The 24,053-nt window shown below is 47.9% G+C and carries 14 protein-coding genes and 3 rRNA genes; 5 read left to right on the forward strand and 12 right to left on the reverse strand.

Translation table 11 applies throughout. The features are described 5' to 3' along the window. The first annotated feature begins 16 nt into the window (after positions 1-16). On the forward strand, positions 17-1,822 hold the full coding sequence (locus SHEWANA3_RS21500; RefSeq protein WP_011718823.1) for a DUF885 domain-containing protein: 1,806 nt from the start codon (positions 17-19) through the stop codon (positions 1,820-1,822). Positions 1,823-1,923: 101 nt separating this feature from the next. Continuing rightward, positions 1,924-2,937, forward strand: coding sequence for an alpha/beta fold hydrolase (locus tag SHEWANA3_RS21505; RefSeq protein ID WP_011624635.1), 1,014 nt, complete (start codon positions 1,924-1,926; stop codon positions 2,935-2,937). Here SHEWANA3_RS21505 and SHEWANA3_RS21510 read toward each other — a convergent pair. The 5 genes from SHEWANA3_RS21510 to ccoG form a co-directional block, all read right to left on the reverse strand. Next, positions 2,894-5,344 (reverse strand): EAL domain-containing protein, encoded by a 2,451-nt coding sequence (locus SHEWANA3_RS21510; protein ID WP_011718824.1) that lies wholly within the window; start codon positions 5,342-5,344, stop codon positions 2,894-2,896. The two genes, SHEWANA3_RS21505 and SHEWANA3_RS21510, sit on opposite strands and share 44 nt — an antisense overlap. A 268-nt stretch (positions 5,345-5,612) precedes the next feature. After that, positions 5,613-5,728 (reverse strand): 5S ribosomal RNA (rrf, locus tag SHEWANA3_RS21515). Between the two features lie 175 nt (positions 5,729-5,903). Next, positions 5,904-8,797 (reverse strand): 23S ribosomal RNA (locus tag SHEWANA3_RS21520). 311 nt (positions 8,798-9,108) lie between these two features. Further along, positions 9,109-10,651, reverse strand: a 16S ribosomal RNA gene (locus SHEWANA3_RS21525). The 16S, 23S and 5S rRNA genes sit together here, the layout of an rRNA operon. Positions 10,652-11,170: 519 nt before the next feature. Next, positions 11,171-12,598 carry a cytochrome c oxidase accessory protein CcoG gene (gene ccoG / locus SHEWANA3_RS21530; protein WP_011718825.1) on the reverse strand — a complete coding sequence of 476 codons (1,428 nt, stop codon included), beginning with the start codon at positions 12,596-12,598 and terminating at the stop codon, positions 11,171-11,173. A 91-nt stretch (positions 12,599-12,689) separates the two neighbouring features. Between ccoG and SHEWANA3_RS21535 the strand changes: the two genes are divergently transcribed. The 3 genes from SHEWANA3_RS21535 to SHEWANA3_RS21545 all read left to right on the forward strand — a co-directional run bounded on the left by SHEWANA3_RS21535 (position 12,690) and on the right by SHEWANA3_RS21545 (position 14,430). Beyond that, positions 12,690-13,040 (forward strand): hypothetical protein, encoded by a 351-nt coding sequence (locus tag SHEWANA3_RS21535; RefSeq protein WP_011718826.1) that lies wholly within the window; start codon positions 12,690-12,692, stop codon positions 13,038-13,040. 116 nt (positions 13,041-13,156) lie between these two features. Continuing rightward, positions 13,157-14,059 carry a 1,4-dihydroxy-2-naphthoyl-CoA synthase gene (locus SHEWANA3_RS21540; RefSeq protein ID WP_011627707.1) on the forward strand — a complete coding sequence of 301 codons (903 nt, stop codon included), beginning with the start codon at positions 13,157-13,159 and terminating at the stop codon, positions 14,057-14,059. A 167-nt stretch (positions 14,060-14,226) separates the two neighbouring features. After that, the gene (locus tag SHEWANA3_RS21545; protein WP_011718827.1) at positions 14,227-14,430 is read left to right on the forward strand and encodes a DUF2061 domain-containing protein; all 204 of its coding nucleotides are present in this window, start codon (positions 14,227-14,229) and stop codon (positions 14,428-14,430) included. A gap of 79 nt (positions 14,431-14,509) precedes the next feature. On the opposite strand, the gene glmS is transcribed toward SHEWANA3_RS21545, so the two are convergent. From glmS to atpG, 7 genes are all read right to left on the reverse strand, one after another. Next, positions 14,510-16,339 (reverse strand): glutamine--fructose-6-phosphate transaminase (isomerizing), encoded by a 1,830-nt coding sequence (gene glmS / locus SHEWANA3_RS21550; RefSeq protein WP_011718828.1) that lies wholly within the window; start codon positions 16,337-16,339, stop codon positions 14,510-14,512. Positions 16,340-16,414: 75 nt separating this feature from the next. Then, complete coding sequence (locus SHEWANA3_RS21555) at positions 16,415-17,185, reverse strand: DeoR family transcriptional regulator (RefSeq protein ID WP_011718829.1); 771 nt, start codon at positions 17,183-17,185, stop codon at positions 16,415-16,417. Positions 17,186-17,388: 203 nt separating this feature from the next. Then, entirely contained in the window at positions 17,389-19,497 is a 2,109-nt protein-coding gene (locus SHEWANA3_RS21560; RefSeq protein ID WP_011718830.1) for a TonB-dependent receptor, read from the reverse strand. A 259-nt stretch (positions 19,498-19,756) separates the two neighbouring features. Continuing rightward, positions 19,757-21,121, reverse strand: coding sequence for a bifunctional UDP-N-acetylglucosamine diphosphorylase/glucosamine-1-phosphate N-acetyltransferase GlmU (glmU, locus tag SHEWANA3_RS21565; protein ID WP_011718831.1), 1,365 nt, complete (start codon positions 21,119-21,121; stop codon positions 19,757-19,759). Between the two features lie 169 nt (positions 21,122-21,290). Then, entirely contained in the window at positions 21,291-21,719 is a 429-nt protein-coding gene (locus SHEWANA3_RS21570) for a F0F1 ATP synthase subunit epsilon (RefSeq protein WP_011624645.1), read from the reverse strand. Between the two features lie 36 nt (positions 21,720-21,755). After that, positions 21,756-23,147, reverse strand: a complete 1,392-nt coding sequence (atpD, locus tag SHEWANA3_RS21575) for a F0F1 ATP synthase subunit beta (protein ID WP_011718832.1) — start codon at positions 23,145-23,147, stop codon at positions 21,756-21,758. A gap of 35 nt (positions 23,148-23,182) precedes the next feature. Continuing rightward, positions 23,183-24,043 (reverse strand): F0F1 ATP synthase subunit gamma, encoded by an 861-nt coding sequence (gene atpG, locus SHEWANA3_RS21580; RefSeq protein ID WP_011718833.1) that lies wholly within the window; start codon positions 24,041-24,043, stop codon positions 23,183-23,185. Positions 24,044-24,053: the final 10 nt, after the last annotated feature.

Consider the following 24,053-nt stretch of genomic DNA (forward strand, 5'->3'; position numbering starts at 1 on the left):
ATATCCGAGATAAATCATGCATAAACTCTTTACCCCAAGCTTACTGATTTGCGCACTTAGTGCCTGTAGCGCGGTTCAGCCCCCAATCGAATCCACCAAACAAACAACGGTAGCCGTTGCGCAGTCCACGGCCAAGACTATGGCCCCAGCACTGCAAGCAATTGTGGATCAAAGTTGGCAACTCCAACTCAGTGCCAGCCCTGAAATGGCCTATGGAATGGGGGATAAGAGTGCTGCGGGTAAACTGCAAGATCTGTCTCCCGAAGCCTTAGCTAAGCTCAATCAGGGACAAATTGCCATTCTCGCCCAATTGAAAGCACTGGATCGCAGCAAGCTGAGTAAAGAGGATAAAATCAACGCCCAAATCCTCGAAGATCAGATCCAAAATGAGGTCGACCTGTATAAATACAAGGATTACTACCTGCCGATCACCGCAGAGAGTGGCTTCCACGCCTATATATCTTCCATTGCGCAAGGGCGGTTCAATACCCTAGAGGATTACCAAAACTACCTAGGTAAGCTCAAGGCACTACCGACCTATTTTGCCCAGCAAACCCATTGGTTAAAACAAGGCTTAAAGGAAGGCATTACACCGCCTAAAGCCACGCTCAAGGGATTTGAAAACAGCATTAGTGCTTACATCTTACCGGTAGAGAAAAGCAGTTATTTCAAGCCTTTTACTCAATACCCAAGCCACTTTACTGAGGCGCAAAAAGCGCAACTGACCCAAGAAGGCCGAGCATCGGTCGAGCAGAATGTGCTCCCGACCTATAAGGCTTTTTATGATTTTATGACTCAGGAGTATATGCCCAACACTCGGGAAAATATTGCCGCCAACAGCTTACCCGATGGTGATGCCTTCTATGAGAACCGCGTTCGTTACTACACGACCTTAAATATGACCTCGGCCGAAGTGCACGAACTTGGTTTAAAAGAAGTGAAACGTATCCGCCAGGAAATGGAGCAAGTCATTAAGTCTGTTGGCTTTAAAGGCAGCTTTGCCGACTTTTTACATTTCTTAAGAACCGATCCCCAGTTTTATACTACTAGTGCGGATCAGCTCCTGAAGGAAGCGGCCTTTATTGCCAAAAAAGCCGATGCCATGCTGCCCAAATATTTTGGTAAATTACCACGCAAACCCTATGGTATCGCGCCAGTGCCGGCTGAAATCGCTCCTAAATACACCTCAGGCCGTTATTCAGGATCTAATCGTGATGACGAGCCGGGTTACTACTGGGTTAATACCTACGCCTTAGATAAGCGCCCTCTCTATGAACTCGAAGCACTAACGCTGCACGAAGCGGTGCCTGGGCATCATCTGCAGATTTCACTCAACTCCGAACTGAGCTCATTGCCTGATTTTCGTCGCTACAGCTATATTTCCGCCTTTGGTGAAGGTTGGGGATTGTATAGCGAATACTTAGGCTTAGAAGCGGGATTCTATCAAGACCCATACAGTAACTTTGGCCGTCTAACCTATGAGATGTGGCGCGCCGCTCGTCTCGTTGTCGATACGGGGATGCACGCCCAAGGTTGGAGCCGAGAACAAGCCATCGAGTTTATGGCGAGCAACACGGCGTTATCGCTCCACAATGTGACGACTGAGATTGACCGTTATATTACCTGGCCAGGACAAGCGCTCTCCTACAAGATTGGTGAGCTCACCATTAAACGCCTGCGCGCGAAAGCCGAGCAAGCCTTAGGCGATAAATTTGATATTCGCGCCTTCCACGACGCGGTATTAGAAAATGGTTCTGTGCCTATGTCGGTGCTAGAGCAGCAAATAAACGACTTTATCGAAGCGCAAAAAGCCGCGATTTAAGCTCATCCCAAGGGAGCGGGTATTTTCCTGCTCCCTTTCCTGCCCCCCCAGTTCTCTGATACACTCTAGCAAACCTTTTTGCCCGAGATGTGCGACAGAGTATGAGCCAAACGCCCCTAAACTTTCCAAGGGAAGAGTTTTCCAAGGTAGCTTTTTCAACGGAACACGATTTAAATACTTCTGAACAGCAAGCCTTCTGGCAAACCGTTGTCCAAGACACTCTCAAAACGCCCGATGGATTAACCTTGGCCTACATGATGGTCAAGCATCCCAAGGCCCATGCCAGCATAGTCATCAGCAGCGGTCGGGTTGAATCCTACTTAAAGTATCAAGAATTGGTATTTGATTTGTACCAGCAAGGCTATTCGGTATTTGCCATCGATCACCGCGGCCAGGGATTATCGAGCCGCATGACGGCCAATCCCCATCAAGGCCATGTGCGGCGGTTCAACGACTATATCGACGACTTTGCCCTGTTTATGCAAACCGTTGTGCTCAAACATGCCACTTCGCCACTGTTCTTGCTCGGGCATTCTATGGGCGGCGCCATCGGTACCTTGTATCTCAAACAACATCCGGATGTGTTTACGGCGGCGGCATTTTCAGCTCCCATGTATGGCATTAAGTTACCTATGCCGAAAGGGTTTGTCCGTTGGCTTGCGAGTAAGCTCGATGCCAGTCTCAACGGCGGAGAGCCTAACTATGTCCTCAGCGGGCAAAACTATAAGGCCGCTCCTTTTAAGGGAAATGATCTCACCCACTGCCAGAGCCGTTATCAAGCCTACCGAGAGTTGTACGATGCGGCGCCGAAGCTGCAATTAGGCTCACCGACTAACCGCTGGTTGACTGAATCCTTAGATGCGGCCGATGCCTGTGTTTTGGCCACGGCACATATCCGCACGCCCATTCTGATCCTGCAAGCCAGTGAGGATAAGATTGTCGACAATGCCGCCCAAAATCTGGCGGTAAGCTCAAATTGCCAATTAAAAGTGATTGCAGGGGCAGCCCATGAGATTTTTATGGAGAAAGATAGCTACCGTAATCAAGCGCTTAATTACGCACTCGACTTTTTTAAACGCTACGCAACAAGGGACGTGGACAAACAAGCTGTTTAAAGTCATTAACACTTAAGGCGCGAGCAATATTGTAGCCTTGGAAGTGGGTACAACCTAAGCGGCTAAATAGCTGTTGTTGCTGCGGTGATTCGACACCTTTGGCCACGATAGGCAAGTTAAAGGGGTGTACCGACTGAATCAGCGCTTGGCTCCAGCTCGCATCATTCGTTAAATTGGCGGCACAATGTAAATCGAGCTTCACCTCACGCAAGGGATAGTGACGCAAGCAACTCAAGGCGCCCTGTCCCGCACCAAAGTTATCTAATGTTAGCGCAACCCCAGCCTCAGCGAGCAGACTGATCCTCGGCAGAATAAAGGAGGCTGATGTTAGTAATGCACTCTCGGTTAACTCAATTCCCAGCTGATTGTCATCCAGCTCGTAGCGACGGGTTAATGCAACCAATTGCTCGACAAATTCAGCCTGGCAGAAAGATAAGGTACTAATATTCAAAGTTAAACGTGGCAGGTTAATACCCTGCTGTTTAAATTGCTTAATCAACTGGCAAACGCGCGTAGCCACATTTAAATCGAGCGATGCAATCAAGCCATGGCGCTCGGCTAAATCAATAAATTTAGCGACCGGGACAATTTCCCCATCCGCTAAATGCCAGCGAGACAGAACCTCGGCCGACACTATCTTGCCTTGCATATCCACCACTGGCTGGAACATTAACGACAACTGATTTTCAGCTATCGCACGCTCTAATCTGTTCAATAAAGACGACTCAGGATCCTGCGAGCGTTCTAAATCTGGGTGATAGAAAGCGCAACCTGCGTGTTCACTAGACTGAGCATGCTGCATCGCCAGTTCGGCACGTCGCACGGCGAGTTCTGACGCCAACGTATCCACAGAATCTAATAAGCAAATCCCAATATTCGCATTTAAACGAAAATCATGTTCACCATAATGGAAGGGACGAGTGGCGATTTGTTTAAGCTCAGTAGCCAACGCCAAGGCTCGACGTCCGGCCATATTAGCATCGGCAGCCAACTCCTTAGCTAACAAGGCGAACCGGCCCAATTCGAGATGAGCAACGACAATATTTTCAGCAAAATAACTTGAAAGCCTTGCACTTAATTGCGACAACAATCGCTCAAGCTCATGGGATGTAAGAGTGCCATTCGCTCCAAGGGTTTCGACATTGAGTAATAACAAAGCCCCCCAATACCCCGCACTGGTTCGCTGATTAAGGTATTGGGATAACTGCGCCATAAAGGTTTCGGGGAGCATCTTAGGCCCTGCCACAGATTGCTTCACTAATTCGGCAATCGCAGCATGGTTTCGCTCACTCTCAGAGACATCGACATGAATACCGATCATCCGAGTCGGTCGACCAAGGTGATCCCAGTCGACTAACATGCCACGGTCAAATACCCAAACATAATGCCCATCTCTATGTTGTAAGCGATGGACACTCTCAAATTCTTTAGTCTTGCCGCTGACATACTCTTGCAGGCAGTCCAACACGGCTTGCTTATCATCAGGATGCAAACGCGTTTCCCAGGTCTGGAACACTTCCTCTAGCTCATCGGGTTGATAACCAATCATTTCCTTCCAACGATCAGAAAGAAACACTTCGCCAGAACGAATATTCCAATCCCAGATCCCATTGCGTGAACCTTCAACCGCAAACAACCAACGTTGCTCACTATCGTTAAGCTGCTTAACTGCACGCCCTAGATGTTCATGCACCTGCTGCAGTGTCGTTTGTAGAGACAAGACCTCGGAGGCACTCCAAGGCACTTGGGTCGAAAACTCGGGAGTGCCTACATGCTTTGCCGATTCGCTTAACATCTTGAATGGACGGATCAAGAGGTAATATAAAACAAAGGTGAAACCGATTAACAGCAGCGCTCCGAGCCCCCATACACGCATAAATCGTTGTTGTAATTCGGTTGAAGCTTTAGCCACTAACGGCGCGAGATCAGACTCAAGATAGATAAGCTCTGTCGCTCCAGGATATTGAGCATCGACGGGATAATAGGCTTGAATCGATAATCGGTCTGGATTTATTGAAACACTCGCCTGTCCAGATTGCACCACGGCATGATGCCGGACCACATCGTAACCATCAATCACTTCAATGGCATTGCTATCACGCCAAACAGTATGATTCGCAAAGCGAATGCGACTATTTGCATCCAGCAAGATATAAACCATGACATTCATATCTAAGGTAGCCAGAGAGACTTCCTGCTCGATACGTTCAACATCTTGTAACGCTTGCGCCGACTGCACTATCGTTTGCATACGTAAAAGTTGCTGCTTTATCTGGCTCACTTGGCGATCAGCCAGTTCATTACGTACCAGCTCGCTCTCATAGAAATACTCAGCCGTAACCAACACTAAATAAAGTGCCAGCATGCAGACAGGTATCAATACTGCGAGCGAGAGTTTGCGAAGCATGGGTAGCCAAATGTCTTTAATAAAAAGATGGACGCCCAGTATGCTAACGGGAAACCCGTTACTAAGCAAAAAGACTTAACATAAGTGGAGTTATTTTAGACTAAATACGCTAATCGATTGAAAGAACCGCTAGCAAACGAGGCGATAAAGTGAAGAATAAAAAATAAGTTAATAAAATAGAAAACAAAAAAGCCAGCTTATTCAGCTGGCTTTCTGCTCTCTTTCGAGACTGTTTGTCTTCACTTTTAAAAGTGAAATCAAATTAGGCGCTTGGCGATGACCTACTCTCACATGGGGAGACCCCACACTACCATCGGCGCGATTGCGTTTCACTTCTGAGTTCGGGATGGGATCAGGTGGGACCACAATGCTATTGTCACCAAGCAAATTTGTTATTCACTACCCGTCTTATTGTCGCAGGCAGTAAATGAATTCGGAAAGCTGGTTGAGTTACACTTCTTAAGTGTTTGTATTCAAGCTAAGAACTGTACGACCTCCAGGGAAGGAGGAAGTACTGGAAAATGTCTGGAACATTTTCAGTAAAACCCATCTGGGTTGTATGGTTAAGCCTCTCGAGTCATTAGTATCAGTTAGCTCAACGCCTCACAACGCTTACACACCTGACCTATCAACGTCCTAGTCTCGAACGGCTCTTTAGTGGACTTAAAGTCCAAGGGATGACTCATCTTGGGGCTCGCTTCCCGCTTAGATGCTTTCAGCGGTTATCGATTCCGAACATAGCTACCGGGCAATGCCATTGGCATGACAACCCGAACACCAGCGGTTCGTTCACTCCGGTCCTCTCGTACTAGGAGCAACTCCCCTCAATCATCCAACGCCCACGGCAGATAGGGACCGAACTGTCTCACGACGTTCTGAACCCAGCTCGCGTACCACTTTAAATGGCGAACAGCCATACCCTTGGGACCGACTTCAGCCCCAGGATGTGATGAGCCGACATCGAGGTGCCAAACACCGCCGTCGATATGAACTCTTGGGCGGTATCAGCCTGTTATCCCCGGAGTACCTTTTATCCGTTGAGCGATGGCCCTTCCATTCAGAACCACCGGATCACTATGACCTACTTTCGTACCTGCTCGACGTGTCTGTCTCGCAGTTAAGCTGGCTTATGCCATTGCACTAACCGTACGATGTCCGACCGTACTTAGCCAACCTTCGTGCTCCTCCGTTACTCTTTGGGAGGAGACCGCCCCAGTCAAACTACCCACCAGGCACTGTCCTTAACCCCGATTAGGGGCCCAAGTTAGAACATCAACACTACAAGGGTGGTATTTCAAGGACGACTCCACGAGAACTAGCGTTCCCGCTTCAAAGTCTCCCACCTATCCTACACATGTAGGGTCAATGTTCAGTGCCAAGCTATAGTAAAGGTTCACGGGGTCTTTCCGTCTAGCCGCGGGTATACGGCATCTTCACCGCAATTTCAACTTCACTGAGTCTCGGCTGGAGACAGCGTGGCCATCATTACGCCATTCGTGCAGGTCGGAACTTACCCGACAAGGAATTTCGCTACCTTAGGACCGTTATAGTTACGGCCGCCGTTTACCGGGGCTTCGATCATGAGCTTCTCTTGCGATAACCCAATCAATTAACCTTCCGGCACCGGGCAGGCGTCACACCGTATACGTCATCTTGCGATTTTGCACAGTGCTGTGTTTTTGATAAACAGTTGCAGCCACCTGGTATCTGCGACTGCCGTCAGCTTAGGGAGCAAGTCCCATCACCAACAGCAGCGTACCTTCTCCCGAAGTTACGGTACCATTTTGCCTAGTTCCTTCAGCCGAGTTCTCTCAAGCGCCTTGGTATTCTCTACCCGACCACCTGTGTCGGTTTGGGGTACGATTCCCGCTAACCTGAAGCTTAGAAGATTTTCCTGGAAGCATGGCATCAACTACTTCATCCCCTTGGGGACTCGTCATCAGCTCTCAGTGTATAGTGACCCGGATTTGCCTAAGTCACCCACCTACCACCTTAAACGCGGACTACCAACGCCGCGCTAGCCTAGCCTTCTCCGTCTCTCCATCGCAGTTAGCGGAAGTACAGAAATATTAATCTTGTTTCCCATCGACTACGCCTTTCGGCCTCGCCTTAGGGGTCGACTCACCCTGCCCCGATTAACGTTGGACAGGAACCCTTGGTCTTTCGGCGAGGGGGTTTTTCACCCCCTTTATCGTTACTCATGTCAGCATTCGCACTTCTGATACCTCCAGTGTGGGTTACCCCTTCACCTTCAACGGCTTACAGAACGCTCCTCTACCGCGCAACCCTAATGGATTGCACCCGTAGCTTCGGTGGTATGTTTAGCCCCGTTACATCTTCCGCGCAGGCCGACTCGACTAGTGAGCTATTACGCTTTCTTTAAATGATGGCTGCTTCTAAGCCAACATCCTAGCTGTCTAAGCCTTCCCACATCGTTTCCCACTTAACATACACTTTGGGACCTTAGCTGACGGTCTGGGTTGTTTCCCTTTTGACGACGGACGTTAGCACCCGCCGTCTGTCTCCCGGATAGCACTCTTTGGTATTCGGAGTTTGCAAAGGGTTGGTAAGTCGGGATGACCCCCTAGCCTTAACAGTGCTCTACCCCCAAAGGTGTTCGTCCGAGGCGCTACCTAAATAGCTTTCGAGGAGAACCAGATATCTCCCGGTTTGATTGGCCTTTCACCCCCAGCCACAAGTCATCCGCTAATTTTTCAACATTAGTCGGTTCGGTCCTCCAGTTGATGTTACTCAACCTTCAACCTGCCCATGGCTAGATCACCGGGTTTCGGGTCTACGCCTTGCAACTAAACGCGCAGTTAACACTCGGTTTCCCTACGGCTCCGCTATTCGCTTAACCTCGCTACAAAACGTAAGTCGCTGACCCATTATACAAAAGGTACGCAGTCACGGTCTCAAGAACCGCTCCCACTGCTTGTACGTATACGGTTTCAGGTTCTATTTCACTCCCCTCACAGGGGTTCTTTTCGCCTTTCCCTCACGGTACTGGTTCACTATCGGTCAGTCAGGAGTATTTAGCCTTGGAGGATGGTCCCCCCATATTCAAACAGGATATCACGTGTCCCGCCTTACTCGTTTTCATCAAAGGTTAGTTTTCGTGTACGGGGCTATCACCCTGTGCCGCTGGACTTTCCAGACCATTCCACTAACACCCCTCTGACTTAAGGGCTAATCCCCGTTCGCTCGCCGCTACTAGGGGAATCTCGGTTGATTTCTTTTCCTAAGGGTACTTAGATGTTTCAGTTCCCCTCGTTTGCCTCGTAACGCTATGTATTCACGTTACGATGACAGCTTATGCTGCCGGGTTCCCCCATTCGGACATCGTTAGCTCAAATGCTTGTTACTAGCTCGCCAACGCTTTTCGCAAGTTACTACGTCCTTCATCGCCTCTGACTGCCAAGGCATCCACCGTATACGCTTAGTCGCTTAACCATACAACCCAAATGAGTTTCACATCACTTGCGTCGTTGCGACCAGCTGGTTTTACTTGTCTCATCTTCGACCAAGAAGATGGACTCGCCTTAGACTTGAATATTCAAGACACTTAAAAAGTGTTTTAAGAACTCAATTTTTTTCGTATTAACACAACGACAGACATCATTGTATTAATTACTATCAGCTTTCCAAATTGTTAAAGAACAATGCTTACCGGCAAGCGGTGCATTTCGCTCTCCCTTCTCTTTCGAGAAGTTCAACAAGCCATCTGTGTGAACACTCAACAAACATCGAGTTAGTCGTATAGGTAAGGAGGTGATCCAGCCCCAGGTTCCCCTAGGGCTACCTTGTTACGACTTCACCCCAGTCATGAACCACAAAGTGGTGAGCGCCCTCCCGAAGGTTAAGCTACCCACTTCTTTTGCAGCCCACTCCCATGGTGTGACGGGCGGTGTGTACAAGGCCCGGGAACGTATTCACCGTGGCATTCTGATCCACGATTACTAGCGATTCCGACTTCATGGAGTCGAGTTGCAGACTCCAATCCGGACTACGACGAGCTTTGTGAGATTAGCTCCACCTCGCGGCTTTGCAACCCTCTGTACTCGCCATTGTAGCACGTGTGTAGCCCTACTCGTAAGGGCCATGATGACTTGACGTCGTCCCCACCTTCCTCCGGTTTATCACCGGCAGTCTCCCTAGAGTTCCCACCATTACGTGCTGGCAAATAAGGATAGGGGTTGCGCTCGTTGCGGGACTTAACCCAACATTTCACAACACGAGCTGACGACAGCCATGCAGCACCTGTCTCAGAGTTCCCGAAGGCACTAAGCTATCTCTAGCGAATTCTCTGGATGTCAAGAGTAGGTAAGGTTCTTCGCGTTGCATCGAATTAAACCACATGCTCCACCGCTTGTGCGGGCCCCCGTCAATTCATTTGAGTTTTAACCTTGCGGCCGTACTCCCCAGGCGGTCTACTTAATGCGTTAGCTTGAGAGCCCAGTGTTCAAGACACCAAACTCCGAGTAGACATCGTTTACGGCGTGGACTACCAGGGTATCTAATCCTGTTTGCTCCCCACGCTTTCGTGCCTGAGCGTCAGTCTTTGTCCAGGGGGCCGCCTTCGCCACCGGTATTCCTCCAGATCTCTACGCATTTCACCGCTACACCTGGAATTCTACCCCCCTCTACAAGACTCTAGTTTGCCAGTTCGAAATGCAATTCCCAGGTTGAGCCCGGGGCTTTCACATCTCGCTTAACAAACCGCCTGCGCACGCTTTACGCCCAGTAATTCCGATTAACGCTTGGACCCTCCGTATTACCGCGGCTGCTGGCACGGAGTTAGCCGGTCCTTCTTCTGTAGGTAACGTCACAGCTAGCAGGTATTAACTACTAACCTTTCCTCCCTACTGAAAGTGCTTTACAACCCGAAGGCCTTCTTCACACACGCGGCATGGCTGCATCAGGGTTTCCCCCATTGTGCAATATTCCCCACTGCTGCCTCCCGTAGGAGTCTGGGCCGTGTCTCAGTCCCAGTGTGGCTGATCATCCTCTCAGAACAGCTAGGGATCGTCGCCTTGGTGAGCCATTACCTCACCAACTAGCTAATCCCACCTAGGTTCATCCAATCGCGGAAGGCCCGAAGGTCCCCTCCTTTCCCCCGTAGGGCGTATGCGGTATTAGCAGTCGTTTCCAACTGTTATCCCCCACGACTGGGCAGATCCCTAGGCATTACTCACCCGTCCGCCGCTCGCCACCTCATGAGTAAACTCACTTGTGCTGCCGCTCGACTTGCATGTGTTAGGCCTGCCGCCAGCGTTCAATCTGAGCCATGATCAAACTCTTCAATTAAAAGTTTTGTGAACCCGAAGGTTCGGCTCAATGAATTCTGAATCGACTTAACTTAATAAGTCGTTGTACATATTGCTATGAACACTCATTCATTGATTTAAATTTTGATTACTCGCCAAACGGCAGAGTAATTTCGATTAACTCAACACCTGTGAGTGTCCACACAGATTTCTTGTTTAGATTGTTAAAGAGCATTTTGACCACTCACTTCGCGTTACCGCTCAGCGGGTCAGGGCTGCGTATTCTACGCATTTCCCCTATCGCGTCAAGGCGTTTTTGCAAACTTCTTGAGGCTTTCGAACCAAGTGCACATTTTGCATTCGATTCGCACTGCAACTGCATTCGCTTTCGCTGTCTGCCGTGTCAGTGGATGCGCATTATAGGCACCGAAAACTTTTGTGCAAGGGCTTTTTGTCAGAAAATTACGTTTAATCATCTAGACGCCTAGATATCCAGCAACATGAATAAAAAGGGGGCTAAACAGCCCCTTTTTTATTCATTTGGTTAACGAAACAGTAACTATGGACTGAAGAATCGCGATTCTTGCTCGACTTCGACTTCTTCGCCATCGATATGGGTTTTCACTTTTATCTCAATGTTAGTCACTGAACGCGAAAGTTCGACCGGATCGACCCCAACACTGATAGGTAGAGTTAATACTTCTCCACCCGCAATCGTCACTGAGGTTGGTCCATACCACTTATAGTTGTTGAGACCTTCAACACTCATAGTGTATTCATGGGCTTGTTCTGTCTTGTTGAGAATTTTCAGGGTGAAGGTGTTTTCAATCAGCCCTTGATTGTTTTCTCTATAGAGTTGGTTACGGTCACGGATGATATCCATGCGCACGGGGGCAATCGTCGCGCTCGCATAGATAAAGATCAGGATCATCGCGGCTAACACCACACCATAGCCCACCAGCTTAGGACGTAATACTTTCTCTTTAATACCTTCGAGTTTATTTTCGGTGGTATAGCTAATCAGCCCCAGAGGGTATCCCATGCGCTCCATGGTTTGATCACAAGCGTCAATACAGGCGCCGCAGTTAATACATTCGTATTGCAAGCCGTTACGAATATCGATGCCCGTTGGGCAAACTTGGACACAGAGGTCGCAGTCGATACAGTCGCCTAAGCCCATTTCTTTGGGGTCGGCTTTGCGTGAGCGCGGGCCGCGGGTCTCGCCGCGTTTGGCATCGTAACCAACGATATAGGTGTTTTTATCAAACATCGCCGATTGGAAACGCGCGTACGGGCACATATGGATACACATGATTTCACGCATCCAACCCGCATTACCGTAGGTCGCTAAGGTAAAAAAGATAACCCAGAAGTAGATCGCACCCGATGCATTAAGGGTAAATACGTCGACATAGACTTCACGGCTCGGCACAAAATAGGACACAAAGGTCATAGCCGTGATGAGCGAAAGCACAATCCATGCGGTATGTTTTGCCGTTTTGCGCCAGATTTTGTCGAAACCCCATGGCATTTGATCTAACTTAATGCGCTTATTACGGGCACCTTCGAGTTTTTCTTCGAACCAGATGAACATAAACGTCCATACGGTTTGCGGACAGGTGTAACCACACCAGACTCGGCCGAGATAGGTTGTCACGAAAAATAACGCAAAGGCGGCTATCATAAAGAGAGCGGCAAGTAAGGTCAGATCCTGTGGCCAAATCGTTAAACCAAAGACATGGAACTTCTGCTCTGCCAGATTGAACCAAACGGCTTGACGGTCTCCCCAAGGGATCCAAGGTAAGATAAGGAAGAAGAGCATTGCGACCCAGCCCATACGGCGGCGTACGCTACTCCATAATCCATCGATGGCCCGGACATAAATCCGGTTGCGGGGGTTAAAGCGATCAGCCTTATCTGCATCTGGCTGGTGAATCTTAATTCGATTGGTTTTCGAATAGTCCTTGTTATTAGATTCTGCGTTCATCGTGACAGCCTTTTACTGCTTTAATATTGGACGAAAACTGGCTTATTATACCCATATTATTAATGGTTATTCACTTATGTTGGACTAAAAGATGAAAGGTTGGATCATATTAGCGCTCCTGTGTGGTGCATTATATTACTTATACACCGAAACAGACAAACTAGATGCACCTATAGCTAAAACAGAGGAAATGGTTCAGAAGATAGAAAACAAAATGGGTTCGATGACGGGCACCCAAATTATTAAGATCGATCAGAAACGCACTAAGGCTCGAACAGCCATTTTGGAGCGACTATCGGCTCCTGAAGTCGAAGAATTTAATAAAATCCCACTCACCGAAGACGGCATTGCCGATTTTAAAGAGACCTACTGCGGCACTAAAGCGCCTGAGCATCCAATCTTTAGCCGAGATAACCTGTTTTATATCTGCGATAACCTCTAATCCCACTTACGGGCAAACGGAATTTTGCAACCCATCACTAAGCATGGTGCTTAGGCGATTGACCAAAGACATGATTCCGCCTAGCCTTTGAACTTCAATTACATAGGCCTTGCATCATGACTAAACCAGTATCAGATATTTTTGATCCCGCACTGTGGGATGAAGTCAGCGGATTTAACTTCGACGATATTACTTACCATAGAGCCAAAGCCCACGGCACAGTGCGTATCGCCATCAACCGTCCAGATTGCCTCAACGCCTTCCGCCCCAAAACGGTCGACGAATTGTATATCGCCCTCGATCACGCTCGCCAATGGTCCGATGTAGGTTGCGTGTTACTCACGGGCAATGGCCCCTCGGCCAAAGGACAATATTCGTTTTCCTCCGGTGGTGATCAACGCATTCGCGGTAAAGATGGTTATAAATATGAAGGTGCCGAAGAAGGCAAAGCCGATTTAGCCAGAATGGGGCGGTTACATATCCTCGAAGTCCAACGATTGATCCGCTTTATGCCTAAAGTGGTGATCGCCGTCGTGCCGGGTTGGGCGGTGGGTGGCGGCCATAGTTTGCACGTTGTCTGCGACTTAACCTTAGCCTCGAAGGAACACGCAGTCTTCAAACAAACCGATCCCGATGTCGCGAGTTTCGACTCAGGCTATGGCAGTGCTTATCTTGCCAAGATGATTGGCCAAAAGCGCGCGCGAGAAATTTTCTTCTGCGGCTTTAACTACAGTGCCGATGAAGCCTTTGCCATGGGCATGGTGAATAAATCGGTTCCCCATGCCGAACTCGAAGTTGAAGCATTAAGATGGGCCAAAGAGATTAACTCCAAATCGCCGACGGCGATGCGTATGCTGAAGTACGGCTTTAACATGACCGACGACGGCATGGTTGGCCAGCAACTGTTTGCGGGTGAAGCGACGCGCTTAGCCTATGCCAGCGCAGAAGCTCAAGAAGGGCGCGATGCTTTCCTCGAAAAACGTGACCAGGACTTTTCAGCGTTTCCTTGGCATTACTAGTCGAAGCTAATTGCTATATAAAGCCCTCATTTGAGGGCTTTATATTTTTTAGCGCTTATAGATAGAAAAAACCGTTTAAACTAATCTCAAAATACGGGTTTAAATTTTAATGAGAATTGTTATCATCTAATCATTCCAAATTGGGGCTAACATTAGAGGATAAGATCATGACCAAGACATTAACTTTTGCCGTATTACATTTCAGCGTTGCCTTCACCGTTACCTATTTATTAACTGGTAGTGTTTTGGTCGGTGGTGCCGTCGCCTTAGTTGAGCCAGCGATAAACACCGTAGTGTTTTATTTCCACGATAAAGTATGGAAACGTTTCGAGGCAAAAAAGCAGAACGCACTTGATGCAATAACGGCTTAATACACTCAGCCACCAGCATATACTCTAATAAAGCCCCAATAAAAAACCGCCATTTAGGCGGTTTTTTATTGCTTCCGATTTATTCCACCGTCACCGATTTAGCGAGGTTTCGTGGTTGATCCACATCGGTGCCCTTAATTAAGGCAACGTGATACGACAGCAACTGTAATGGGATAGTGTAAATCAGCGGCGCCATAAAGATATCGCAGTGTGGAACCGGGATAACCTTCATGGTTTCGTCAGATTCAAACTCGGCATCCACGTCAGCAAATACATACATTAAGCCGCCACGGGCACGCACTTCTTCGACGTTAGATTTGAGTTTTTCTAACAGCTCGTTGTTCGGCGCAACCACGATCACTGGCATATCGGCATCAATCAGTGCCAATGGACCGTGCTTTAATTCGCCAGAAGCATAGGCTTCGGCGTGGATGTAGGAGATCTCTTTTAGTTTGAGCGCACCTTCCATCGCAATCGGGTACTGATCGCCACGGCCAAGGAATAAGGCATGGTGTTTGTCGGCAAAGTCTTCCGCCAATTCAGCAATCGCATCATCTAAACCTAGGGCTTGTTCCACTTTGGCAGGCATAGACTGTAAGCTTTGAGTGATCTCAGCCTGCATTTGCTCAGACATACCATTATGACGACCGATCACCGCCGTCAGCATTAACAAACCTGCCAGCTGCACAGTAAAGGCCTTGGTCGAAGCAACGCCAATCTCAGCGCCCGCTTTCATCATATACGCCATGTCAGACTCACGAACTAAGGAAGAGCCTGGAGCGTTACAGATTGTTAGCGTCGCCTTATAACCCATTTCTTTAGCTAGGCGCATCGCCGCCAGCGTATCGGCTGTCTCGCCAGATTGAGAAATAGTCACCAACAGGCTGTTAGGAAACAAATGCGACTTGCGGTAGCGGAATTCGGAGGCGATTTCGACATTACATGAAACGCCGGCCCAATCCTCTAACCAATAACGCGCCGCCATACCCGCATGGTAACTAGTACCACAGGCAATGATTTGTACGTGTTTGATATCTTTTAAGAACTCAGCAGCATTATCACCAAAAGCCGTGTCGAGCACTTGCTTGTTAGCGATGCGACCTTCGATAGTGCGTGTCAGTGCCAATGGCTGCTCATAAATCTCTTTAAGCATATAGTGGCGATATTCACCTTTGTCACCGGCATCGTGGGTGATTTCAGATTCTTTAACTTCGCGCTCAACTTTATTGCCATGCACATCGAAAATGCTCACTGTGCGACGAGTCACTTCAGCCACGTCACCTTCTTCTAAAAACGCGAAAGAACGGGTCACAGGCAATAGCGCCAATTGATCAGAGGCGACAAAGTTTTCACCTAAACCAAAACCAATCACCAGAGGGCTACCTGAACGCGCCACAACCATACGCTCGCTATCACGGCGGTCAATCACCACAGTGCCATAAGCGCCTTCGAGTTGTTTTACCGTGGCTTGCACCGCTGCCAGTAAAGTGTCGTTAGATTTCAATTCATGGTGAACTAAATGACAGATCACTTCGGTGTCGGTATCAGAGCTAAAGTGGTAGCCGTGTTCTTTAAGCATTTCGCGCAGTTTATGATGGTTTTCGATAATGCCATTGTGCACCACGGCAATATCGCCTTCAGATAAATGTGGATGAGCATTGCGCTCGCTTGGCTCACCATGGGTCGCCCAACGAGTATGAGCAATACCAGTGCCGCCCGCTAACGGGTCGGTTTCGAGTGCGGCAGAAAGCTCCTGTACTTTACCCACGCGGCGAGTGCGATTGAGTTCGCCATTGTGGATCACGGCAACACCTGCGGAGTCATATCCACGATATTCTAAACGACGTAAACCTTCGACCAGAATTTCGGCCACATCCCTTTGCGCCACGGCGCCAACGATTCCGCACATAGTTTTTACCTATAAAATGAAAAATAAAAATGAAGTTGTTTGAGTCATTTGCTTTGGCTTATCACGGGCAAATGCCTAAGGCGAGTAGGGCGCTAAGATGACTTTCACGCCTTGCTCGGTAATTTGGTTAAGGGCGCTCTCTTCGATGCGAGCATCGGTGACTAGTACACTGATTTGCGACCAAGGTAACTCTAAGTTAGGGATCCGCTTACCAATTTTGTCCGAATCCACCATAACGATCACTTCGCGCGAAACCTCAGCCATCACCTTGCTTAAACCTGTCAGCTCATTAAAGGTGGTAGTGCCGCGCGCTAAATCGATACCATCGGCACCGATAAAGAGTTGATCGAAGTTATAGGAGCGTAATACTTGCTCGGCCACTTGCCCCTGGAACGACTCAGAATGGGGATCCCAGGTTCCACCGGTCATCAATAGGGTGGGCTCATTTTCCAGTTCGTGAATCGCATTAGCCAAATGCAGGGCATTGGTCATGACCACCAGCCCACGCTTGTGGTTCAGCTCGGCAATAATGCCTGAAGTAGTGGTGCCACTGTCGATGATGATGCGATTGTGATCTTTAATCAGCTGCGCCGCGGCTTTAGCGATGGATAACTTATTAGGGGCAATCTTGGCAGAAAACTGTTGTGTCACTTCATCGGGGATAGCCACGGCACCACCATAGCGGCGTAGTAACAGTCCCGTTTTTTCAAGTTCTGCCAAGTCTTTGCGAATAGTTACTTCTGAGGTTTCGAAACGTAATGACAACTCATCGACACTCACTTCACCCTGTTCATTCAGAATGCTGATAATACTGTGGCGTCGTTGCTGTGTGTTTCGTTTATTCATAAAACCTTTCAGTTAACTTTCGATTCGAAAGTTATATTATAGAGAAACGAAACATTTTTGCTAGTATTCGAAAGGTGTTTTTAGCGTGAAAATGATGTAGTTGGTGAGTTTTTAAAATTAACCTAATGAAAAGCAATAAAAAAGCAGTTCACCTATCGATGAACTGCTTTGAGCGAGCTAAAACTTAAGCGTAGAAAGTGAAGTTAGAACTTAGCTTCAAGTGCCACACTGAAGTTACGATCTTGGCCTAGGGTCACCATATTGTATTGGCCGCCATCGATATAATCGGTATCAAACAGGTTTCTCACGTTCGCGCGGATGCTTACATCTTTACCCATAATATCCATAGTGTAGGCAGCACCGATATCGAAGCGAACATAACCGTCTTTACTGATAGTGTTATTCACATCGGCAAAACGCTCTCCGACGTAGATAGCACCGAAGTTCATTGCAAAGTTATCGGTTACTTCATAACGAGTCCAGATATTGGCCGACCATTCAGGGGCATCGATAGGCGTTTTACCTTCGCGCTCATCACCCGTTTGATACTCAGCATCGAGGTACATCATAGATGAAGTCACAAACCAGCTATCGCCTAGCTTACCTTGGGCACCGACTTCAAAGCCGCGATGTTTTTGCTCACCGCCTTGGGTGGTGATTGAAGTGTATTTTCCATCTTCACTTCGTGGGTCACTTGCTGTCAGCACCTCATTGATAGAGATATTCTCAAGCGTGACATCAAATACCGCAGCCGTTAATAACAAGCTATCGTCAAACAGTTCCCACTTAGTCCCCACTTCATATTGAATGCCATATTCAGGTTTGAGGTTAGTGTCATGATTAACATTTAGAGGGTCGGTAATACCACCTTGCGGTGTAAAGCTCTTAGAGTAGTTAACGTATATGCTGCCATTGGTCATTGGTGAATAGATCACCCCAAATTTAGGTGATACGGCATAGCTATTTTCACCAAATCCATCTTTTTTCTGCTCGTCATAACGTACCCCAGCGAGCAATTTCCATTGTTCGTTGATGGTCATTAAATCTTGCAGATAGAAACCGTAGTATTTATATTCATTTGGAGTGCCTTTCTTACCTGTATGGTAATCAAGATCCGGTTGAATCACTGGCTGACCAGGAATAACGGTTTGCGCTGCGCCACGGGCGATTTGTTGCTGGTAGAAGTAATCGAGATAGTTAGCGCCAATCAGCAACTGATGCTCCATACCCGCTAATGCAAACTCGCCTGTAAAATCGACATAGGCGGTTTTATGCTGCCAATCATCGTAACGATCGAATGGTCTAATGCTGTATCCCGAGGTGAATGGGTCTTCATTATATTGCGGCGCAGAATCGAAACGCTGGCGGTTAAACTGTTGATCGTTATAACCCAGTTTAACTTTCCAATCGTCATTCATATGCCAAGTTAAATCGGCACCTAAGTTAGAAACCGTGTTATCGGTAAAGGCCCAGGGCGCATCCCAGATGGTTTTACGTTGACCAACAACATTGCCTTGCTTATCTAACCAACCGCCGGCATCAATTCCGGTTTTATCTTGGGTATGGTCGTATTTCAGCGACAATAACAGATCATCACTGATATCGAATTCTAGGTTCAAATAACCTAACCAACGATCACGCTCTTGGTTTTCATCGGTCGTTGAATATTCACGCCAGTATTTAGTGTCTTGTTTGACTAACACACCACGGTAACGAACGCTTTGAGCCTCATTTAAACTGCCACCCGCATCTAACTGCGCACGGGTAGAGCCGTAACCGTCAGTATCAAACCCTAAGTTGAGCATAGAATCATAGGTGGGCTTCTTGGTGACCATATTCACCAAACCGCCAGGTCCAGATTGGCCATACAACATGCTCGAAGGGCCTTTCAGCACTTCGACTTGTTGCAGGGTTTCGATAGGTTGAACATAGTGGGACCATTGCTGATGGCCGTTGATCAGATAACCGTTGCCCGAATCTAATTCAAAACCACGAATACTGAAGACTTGGCGGTTCCAACGGGTAGTTCCCGCTGTCACACTTGAATCGTTTACTAAGACTTCCGCAAGGTTAGTCGCTAATTGCTCATCGGTAACAAAGTCGGGGATGACATTCACAGATTGTGGTGTATCCATTAAATCGATATCACCACGCATAGCACCTGATGCACTGCCGACTTTATAGTCGTTAAACGTACGGCCAGTCACATTAATGCGCTCAATATTTTCATCATTTGGCGCTTCGGCCATAACAGGCATCGCCATTAATGCAGACCCTACGGCCAAACCAACCACTGAATATTTAAATACCATTGCCAACACCTCAAGTAGACCTTTCGTCTTAGAATTGCAGGCAATATAAATAAGAATTGTTTTTATTTAATCATCTTTACACGAATTTACAATTCAGCGTGACTTGGATCAACTTTCAATAAAAACAATGAATTAGCCATAGCACTTCAGCCTTAATTCAACATTAATTTAGCTAATTTTTATTTAATGAGGATTTTTAGCTTTGACAAAAAACATAAAGCGGCAATAAGCCGCTTTATTTTTACTGAGAACAGAACCGTTATTTCTTAATCTTTACCGGACGTTGCCAGCCAGTCAGATGTTTTTGCTTAACACGGGTGATAACCAGCTCATCCTCACCCACGTCACGGGTAATTGTTGACCCTGCACCGAGCGTAGCACCTTTACCAATGGTCACCGGCGCCACCAGCTGAGTATCACTTCCCACAAACACATTGTCTTCGATTACGGTTAAGTGTTTATTGGCACCATCGTAATTACAGGTAATAGTGCCCGCACCAATATTCACGCCCGCACCGATTTGTGCATCACCTAGATAGGCTAAATGACCCGCCTTAGAACCCACACCTAAAACGGCCTTTTTCATCTCAACGAAGTTGCCGATATGGGCATCCTGCATTAACTCGGCACCTGGGCGTAAACGGGCAAAAGGCCCGGCACTGGCGGCAACGCCCAGCTTAGCGCCTTCGATAATAGAGTAAGGTTTGATCTCGGCATTATCGGCAATTTCACAGTCGATAAGAATCGCGCCAGCGCCGATGCTAACGTTATTACCAATCACGACTTTGCCTTCGAAAATCACGTTCACGTCGACCATTACATCCATACCGACCGTCACTTCACCACGGATATCGATACGGCTTGGGTCACGCAGATTTGCGCCAGCAATCATCAGCTTCTCAGCTTCGCGGGCCTGATAAGCACGCTCTAATTGGGCGAGTTGCACGCGGTTATTAGCACCTTCCACCTCAATGGCAGACTGTGGTTGAGCGGTATTAATCTCAACCCCGTCAGCGTGGGCCATGGCGATAATATCGGTCAGGTAGTATTCACCCTGAGCATTGTTATTCGATAGGCGACCAAGCCAGGTTTTTAACGCCTTACCCGGCACCGCCATAATGCCTGTGTTGATTTCATTGATGGCTAACTGCTCAGCATTGGCATCCTTTTGCTCGACGATACCGACAACCTTGCCTTGCTCGCGCACAATACGGCCATAGCCTGTTGGATTACTGAGATTAACGGTTAAAATTGCCACGCCATTATCGGGACGCGCAGCAAGCAAAGCTTCAAGCGTAGAGGCTTGGATTAACGGCACATCACCATAAAGGATCAGCACAGTGTCATTATCATCAATATTGGGAATCGCCTGAGCGACCGCATGGCCAGTGCCTAACTGCTCAGCTTGCAACATCCAATTGAGTTGCTGCTCGCCCAAAGCCGATTTTAATTTGTCGGCGCCATAGCCGTACACCAATTGAATGGCATTGCTGCCGATACTGTGGGCGGTATCGATAACATGCTGCACCATGCTCTTGTGGGCGATAGGATGTAATACCTTGGGAAGATCCGAGCGCATGCGAGTTCCTTTTCCTGCCGCTAAGATCACTACATTTAATGCCATTGCCATATCCTTGATTAACATCCCAAAGGGATAAACTGAGCTCGATTTAATGGCGCAATTTTAACGGAAAGGCATAGCAAAGCGAAAGGCTGATATCAAAACGCAGCGAAAAACCAACAAAAAAGGCGGGTATCTTTCGATAACCGCCTTTTATCACAAACAATAACCTTTATCTGGCAATGTTTTTCTTGATGGTTTCAACAACACGTAATTGAGCCATTGCTTTCGCTAACTCAACCATAGCGGCGTCATAATTGAAGTCCGCACCCGCAGTCGCCATATGGGCTTCTGCACGACGCTTGGCTTCTAATGCTGCCTGCTCATCAATATCTTTGGCACGCATAACCACATCAGCCAACACAGAAACAGAAGAAGGTTGTACTTCCAGTAAACCACCAGAAAGATAAAACACTTCTTCGCTGCCGTCTTGTTTGACGATGCGCGCCATGCCAGGTTTGATATAGCTTAACAGTGGAGCGTGGCCATGCATGATGCCCAACTCACCTTCAGAACCGGTCACTTGTAGGCTAGCTACGCGACCTGAGAAGATGCTGCTCTCTGCGCTTACTATATCAAGCTGTACTGTCATGGCTGCCATCCCGTTCTCCTTAAAAAACTAAGTATGACTACTTAGTTATTTCTTTTTGTTAGCTTTCTCGACAGCTTCGTCGATAGAACCAACCATGTAGAACGCTTGTTCTGGAATGTGGTCGAACTCGCCACTCAGAATTCCCTTGAAGCCACGGATAGTGTCTTTCAGAGATACGTACTTACCAGGAGAACCAGTAAAGACTTCTGCTACGTGGAAAGGCTGAGACAAGAAACGCTCAATCTTACGAGCACGGGAAACGGTCATCTTATCTTCGTCTGACAGTTCGTCCATACCGAGAATCGCAATGATGTCTTTCAGCTCTTTGTAGCGTTGCAGAACAGTTTGTACACCGTTAGCTACGTCATAGTGCTCTTGACCAACCACTAATGGATCTAATTGACGAGAAGTCGAATCCAGTGGGTCAACCGCTGGGTAAATACCCAGAGAAGCGATTTGACGTGACAATACAACAGTCGCATCTAAGTGAGCGAAGGTTGTTGCTGGTGACGGGTCAGTCAAGTCGTCCGCAGGTACGTATACCGCTTGTACAGAGGTAATAGAACCAGTCTTAGTTGAAGTAATACGCTCTTGCAGAACGCCCATTTCTTCAGCCAGAGTGGGTTGGTAACCTACTGCAGAAGGCATACGACCTAACAGTGCTGATACTTCAGTACCGGCTAGGGTGTAACGGTAGATGTTGTCAACGAACAACAGAACGTCACGACCTTCGTCACGGAATTTTTCAGCCATAGTCAGACCGGTCAGTGCTACACGCAGACGGTTTCCTGGTGGCTCGTTCATTTGACCATAAACCATGGCTACTTTGTCGAGAACGCCAGAATCCTTCATCTCGTAGTAGAAGTCGTTACCCTCACGAGTACGCTCACCTACACCGGCGAATACAGAAAGACCTGAGTGAGCTTTAGCGATGTTGTTAATCAGTTCCATCATGTTAACTGTCTTACCAACACCCGCACCACCGAACAGACCTACTTTACCACCCTTAGCGAATGGACATACAAGGTCGATAACCTTGATACCAGTCTCTAACAGTTCAGTCGTGTTTGATTGCTCTTCGTATGAAGGAGCGCTGCGGTGAATCACATAACGTTCTTCTTCGCCAATTGCGCCAGCTTCATCAATAGGGTCGCCTAATACGTTCATGATACGGCCAAGAGTGGCAGTACCAACAGGAACAGAAATAGGTGAACCTGAGTTTACTACCTCAAGACCACGACGCAGACCATCAGAAGTACCCATAGCGATGGTACGAACTACACCACCACCTAGTTGTTGCTGAACTTCCAGCACCAAACCATTACAGGAGCCTTCACCTGTGATCTTCAGAGCGTCATATACCTGAGGTACGGCATCTTGTGGAAACTCTACGTCCACAACCGCGCCAATCACTTGGACAACAGTACCTGTGCTCATGATTAATCCTCTAAAACTTGTATTCGTTACCTAACCTAAACCGCAGAGGCACCAGAAACAATTTCCGACAGTTCCTGCGTAATCGCAGCCTGACGAGCCTTGTTATAGACCAATTGCAAATCGTCAATCAGTGTACCCGCGTTGTCTGTTGCCGCCTTCATCGCCACCATACGGGCAGCCTGTTCAGAAGCAATGTTTTCAACAACACCTTGGTAAACCTGAGATTCTACATAACGAACCAATAAGGTATCCAAAAGGGCTTTTGGATCTGGCTCGTAGATATAATCCCAACGATGAGCAACCTCATCATCTTCCGATTTAGGCAAAGGTAGCAGCTGCTCGATCACAGGAGTCTGCGTCATAGTGTTTACAAACTTGTTGAACACTACGTACAGACGATCCAGTTTGCCTTCGTTGTAAGCATCTAGCATTACACGTACTGTCCCGATCAGGTCAGCGAGCTTTGGCGCATCGCCTAAACCTGAAGCATGGGCAGATACTTGACCGCCAAAGCTTTTGAAAAACTGAACACTACGAGCACCAATTGGGCAAAATTCAAATTCTGCACCTTGCTCTTTCCAGCTTTTCACGTCTGAAACAACCTTTTTAAAGAGGTTGACGTTCAGACCACCACAAAGGCCACGGTCGGTTGCTACAACAATGTAACCAACCCGCTTGGCCTCTCTCACCTCTAAGTAGGGGTGTTTATACTCGAGAGAACCTTGCGCTACGTGACCGATCACCTTACGCATGCTTTCCGCGTATGGACGGCTTGCAGCCATGCGTTCCTGCGCTCTGCGCATTTTGCTGGCTGCCACCATTTCCATGGCGGACGTGATCTTCTGAGTGTTTTTCACACTCGCGATCTTGGTTTTAATCTCTTTAGCGCCGGCCATCTCTACTCTC

This window comes from Shewanella sp. ANA-3, from assembly GCF_000203935.1.
Classification (GTDB): domain Bacteria; phylum Pseudomonadota; class Gammaproteobacteria; order Enterobacterales; family Shewanellaceae; genus Shewanella.

What these genes read in the sequence shown, in the direction of transcription:
- SHEWANA3_RS21570 (WP_011624645.1), bottom strand. Translation starts at nt 21,719, where the DNA reads ATGGCAGCCATGACAGTACAGCTTGATATAGTAAGCGCAGAGAGCAGC.
- SHEWANA3_RS21505 (WP_011624635.1), top strand. Translation starts at nt 1,924, where the DNA reads ATGAGCCAAACGCCCCTAAACTTTCCAAGGGAAGAGTTTTCCAAGGTA.
- glmU (WP_011718831.1), bottom strand. Translation starts at nt 21,121, where the DNA reads ATGGCATTAAATGTAGTGATCTTAGCGGCAGGAAAAGGAACTCGCATG.
- SHEWANA3_RS21560 (WP_011718830.1), bottom strand. Translation starts at nt 19,497, where the DNA reads ATGGTATTTAAATATTCAGTGGTTGGTTTGGCCGTAGGGTCTGCATTA.
- atpD (WP_011718832.1), bottom strand. Translation starts at nt 23,147, where the DNA reads ATGAGCACAGGTACTGTTGTCCAAGTGATTGGCGCGGTTGTGGACGTA.
- glmS (WP_011718828.1), bottom strand. Translation starts at nt 16,339, where the DNA reads ATGTGCGGAATCGTTGGCGCCGTGGCGCAAAGGGATGTGGCCGAAATT.
- SHEWANA3_RS21545 (WP_011718827.1), top strand. Translation starts at nt 14,227, where the DNA reads ATGACCAAGACATTAACTTTTGCCGTATTACATTTCAGCGTTGCCTTC.
- atpG (WP_011718833.1), bottom strand. Translation starts at nt 24,043, where the DNA reads ATGGCCGGCGCTAAAGAGATTAAAACCAAGATCGCGAGTGTGAAAAAC.
- SHEWANA3_RS21555 (WP_011718829.1), bottom strand. Translation starts at nt 17,185, where the DNA reads ATGAATAAACGAAACACACAGCAACGACGCCACAGTATTATCAGCATT.
- SHEWANA3_RS21500 (WP_011718823.1), top strand. Translation starts at nt 17, where the DNA reads ATGCATAAACTCTTTACCCCAAGCTTACTGATTTGCGCACTTAGTGCC.
- SHEWANA3_RS21540 (WP_011627707.1), top strand. Translation starts at nt 13,157, where the DNA reads ATGACTAAACCAGTATCAGATATTTTTGATCCCGCACTGTGGGATGAA.
- SHEWANA3_RS21535 (WP_011718826.1), top strand. Translation starts at nt 12,690, where the DNA reads ATGAAAGGTTGGATCATATTAGCGCTCCTGTGTGGTGCATTATATTAC.
- SHEWANA3_RS21510 (WP_011718824.1), bottom strand. Translation starts at nt 5,344, where the DNA reads ATGCTTCGCAAACTCTCGCTCGCAGTATTGATACCTGTCTGCATGCTG.
- ccoG (WP_011718825.1), bottom strand. Translation starts at nt 12,598, where the DNA reads ATGAACGCAGAATCTAATAACAAGGACTATTCGAAAACCAATCGAATT.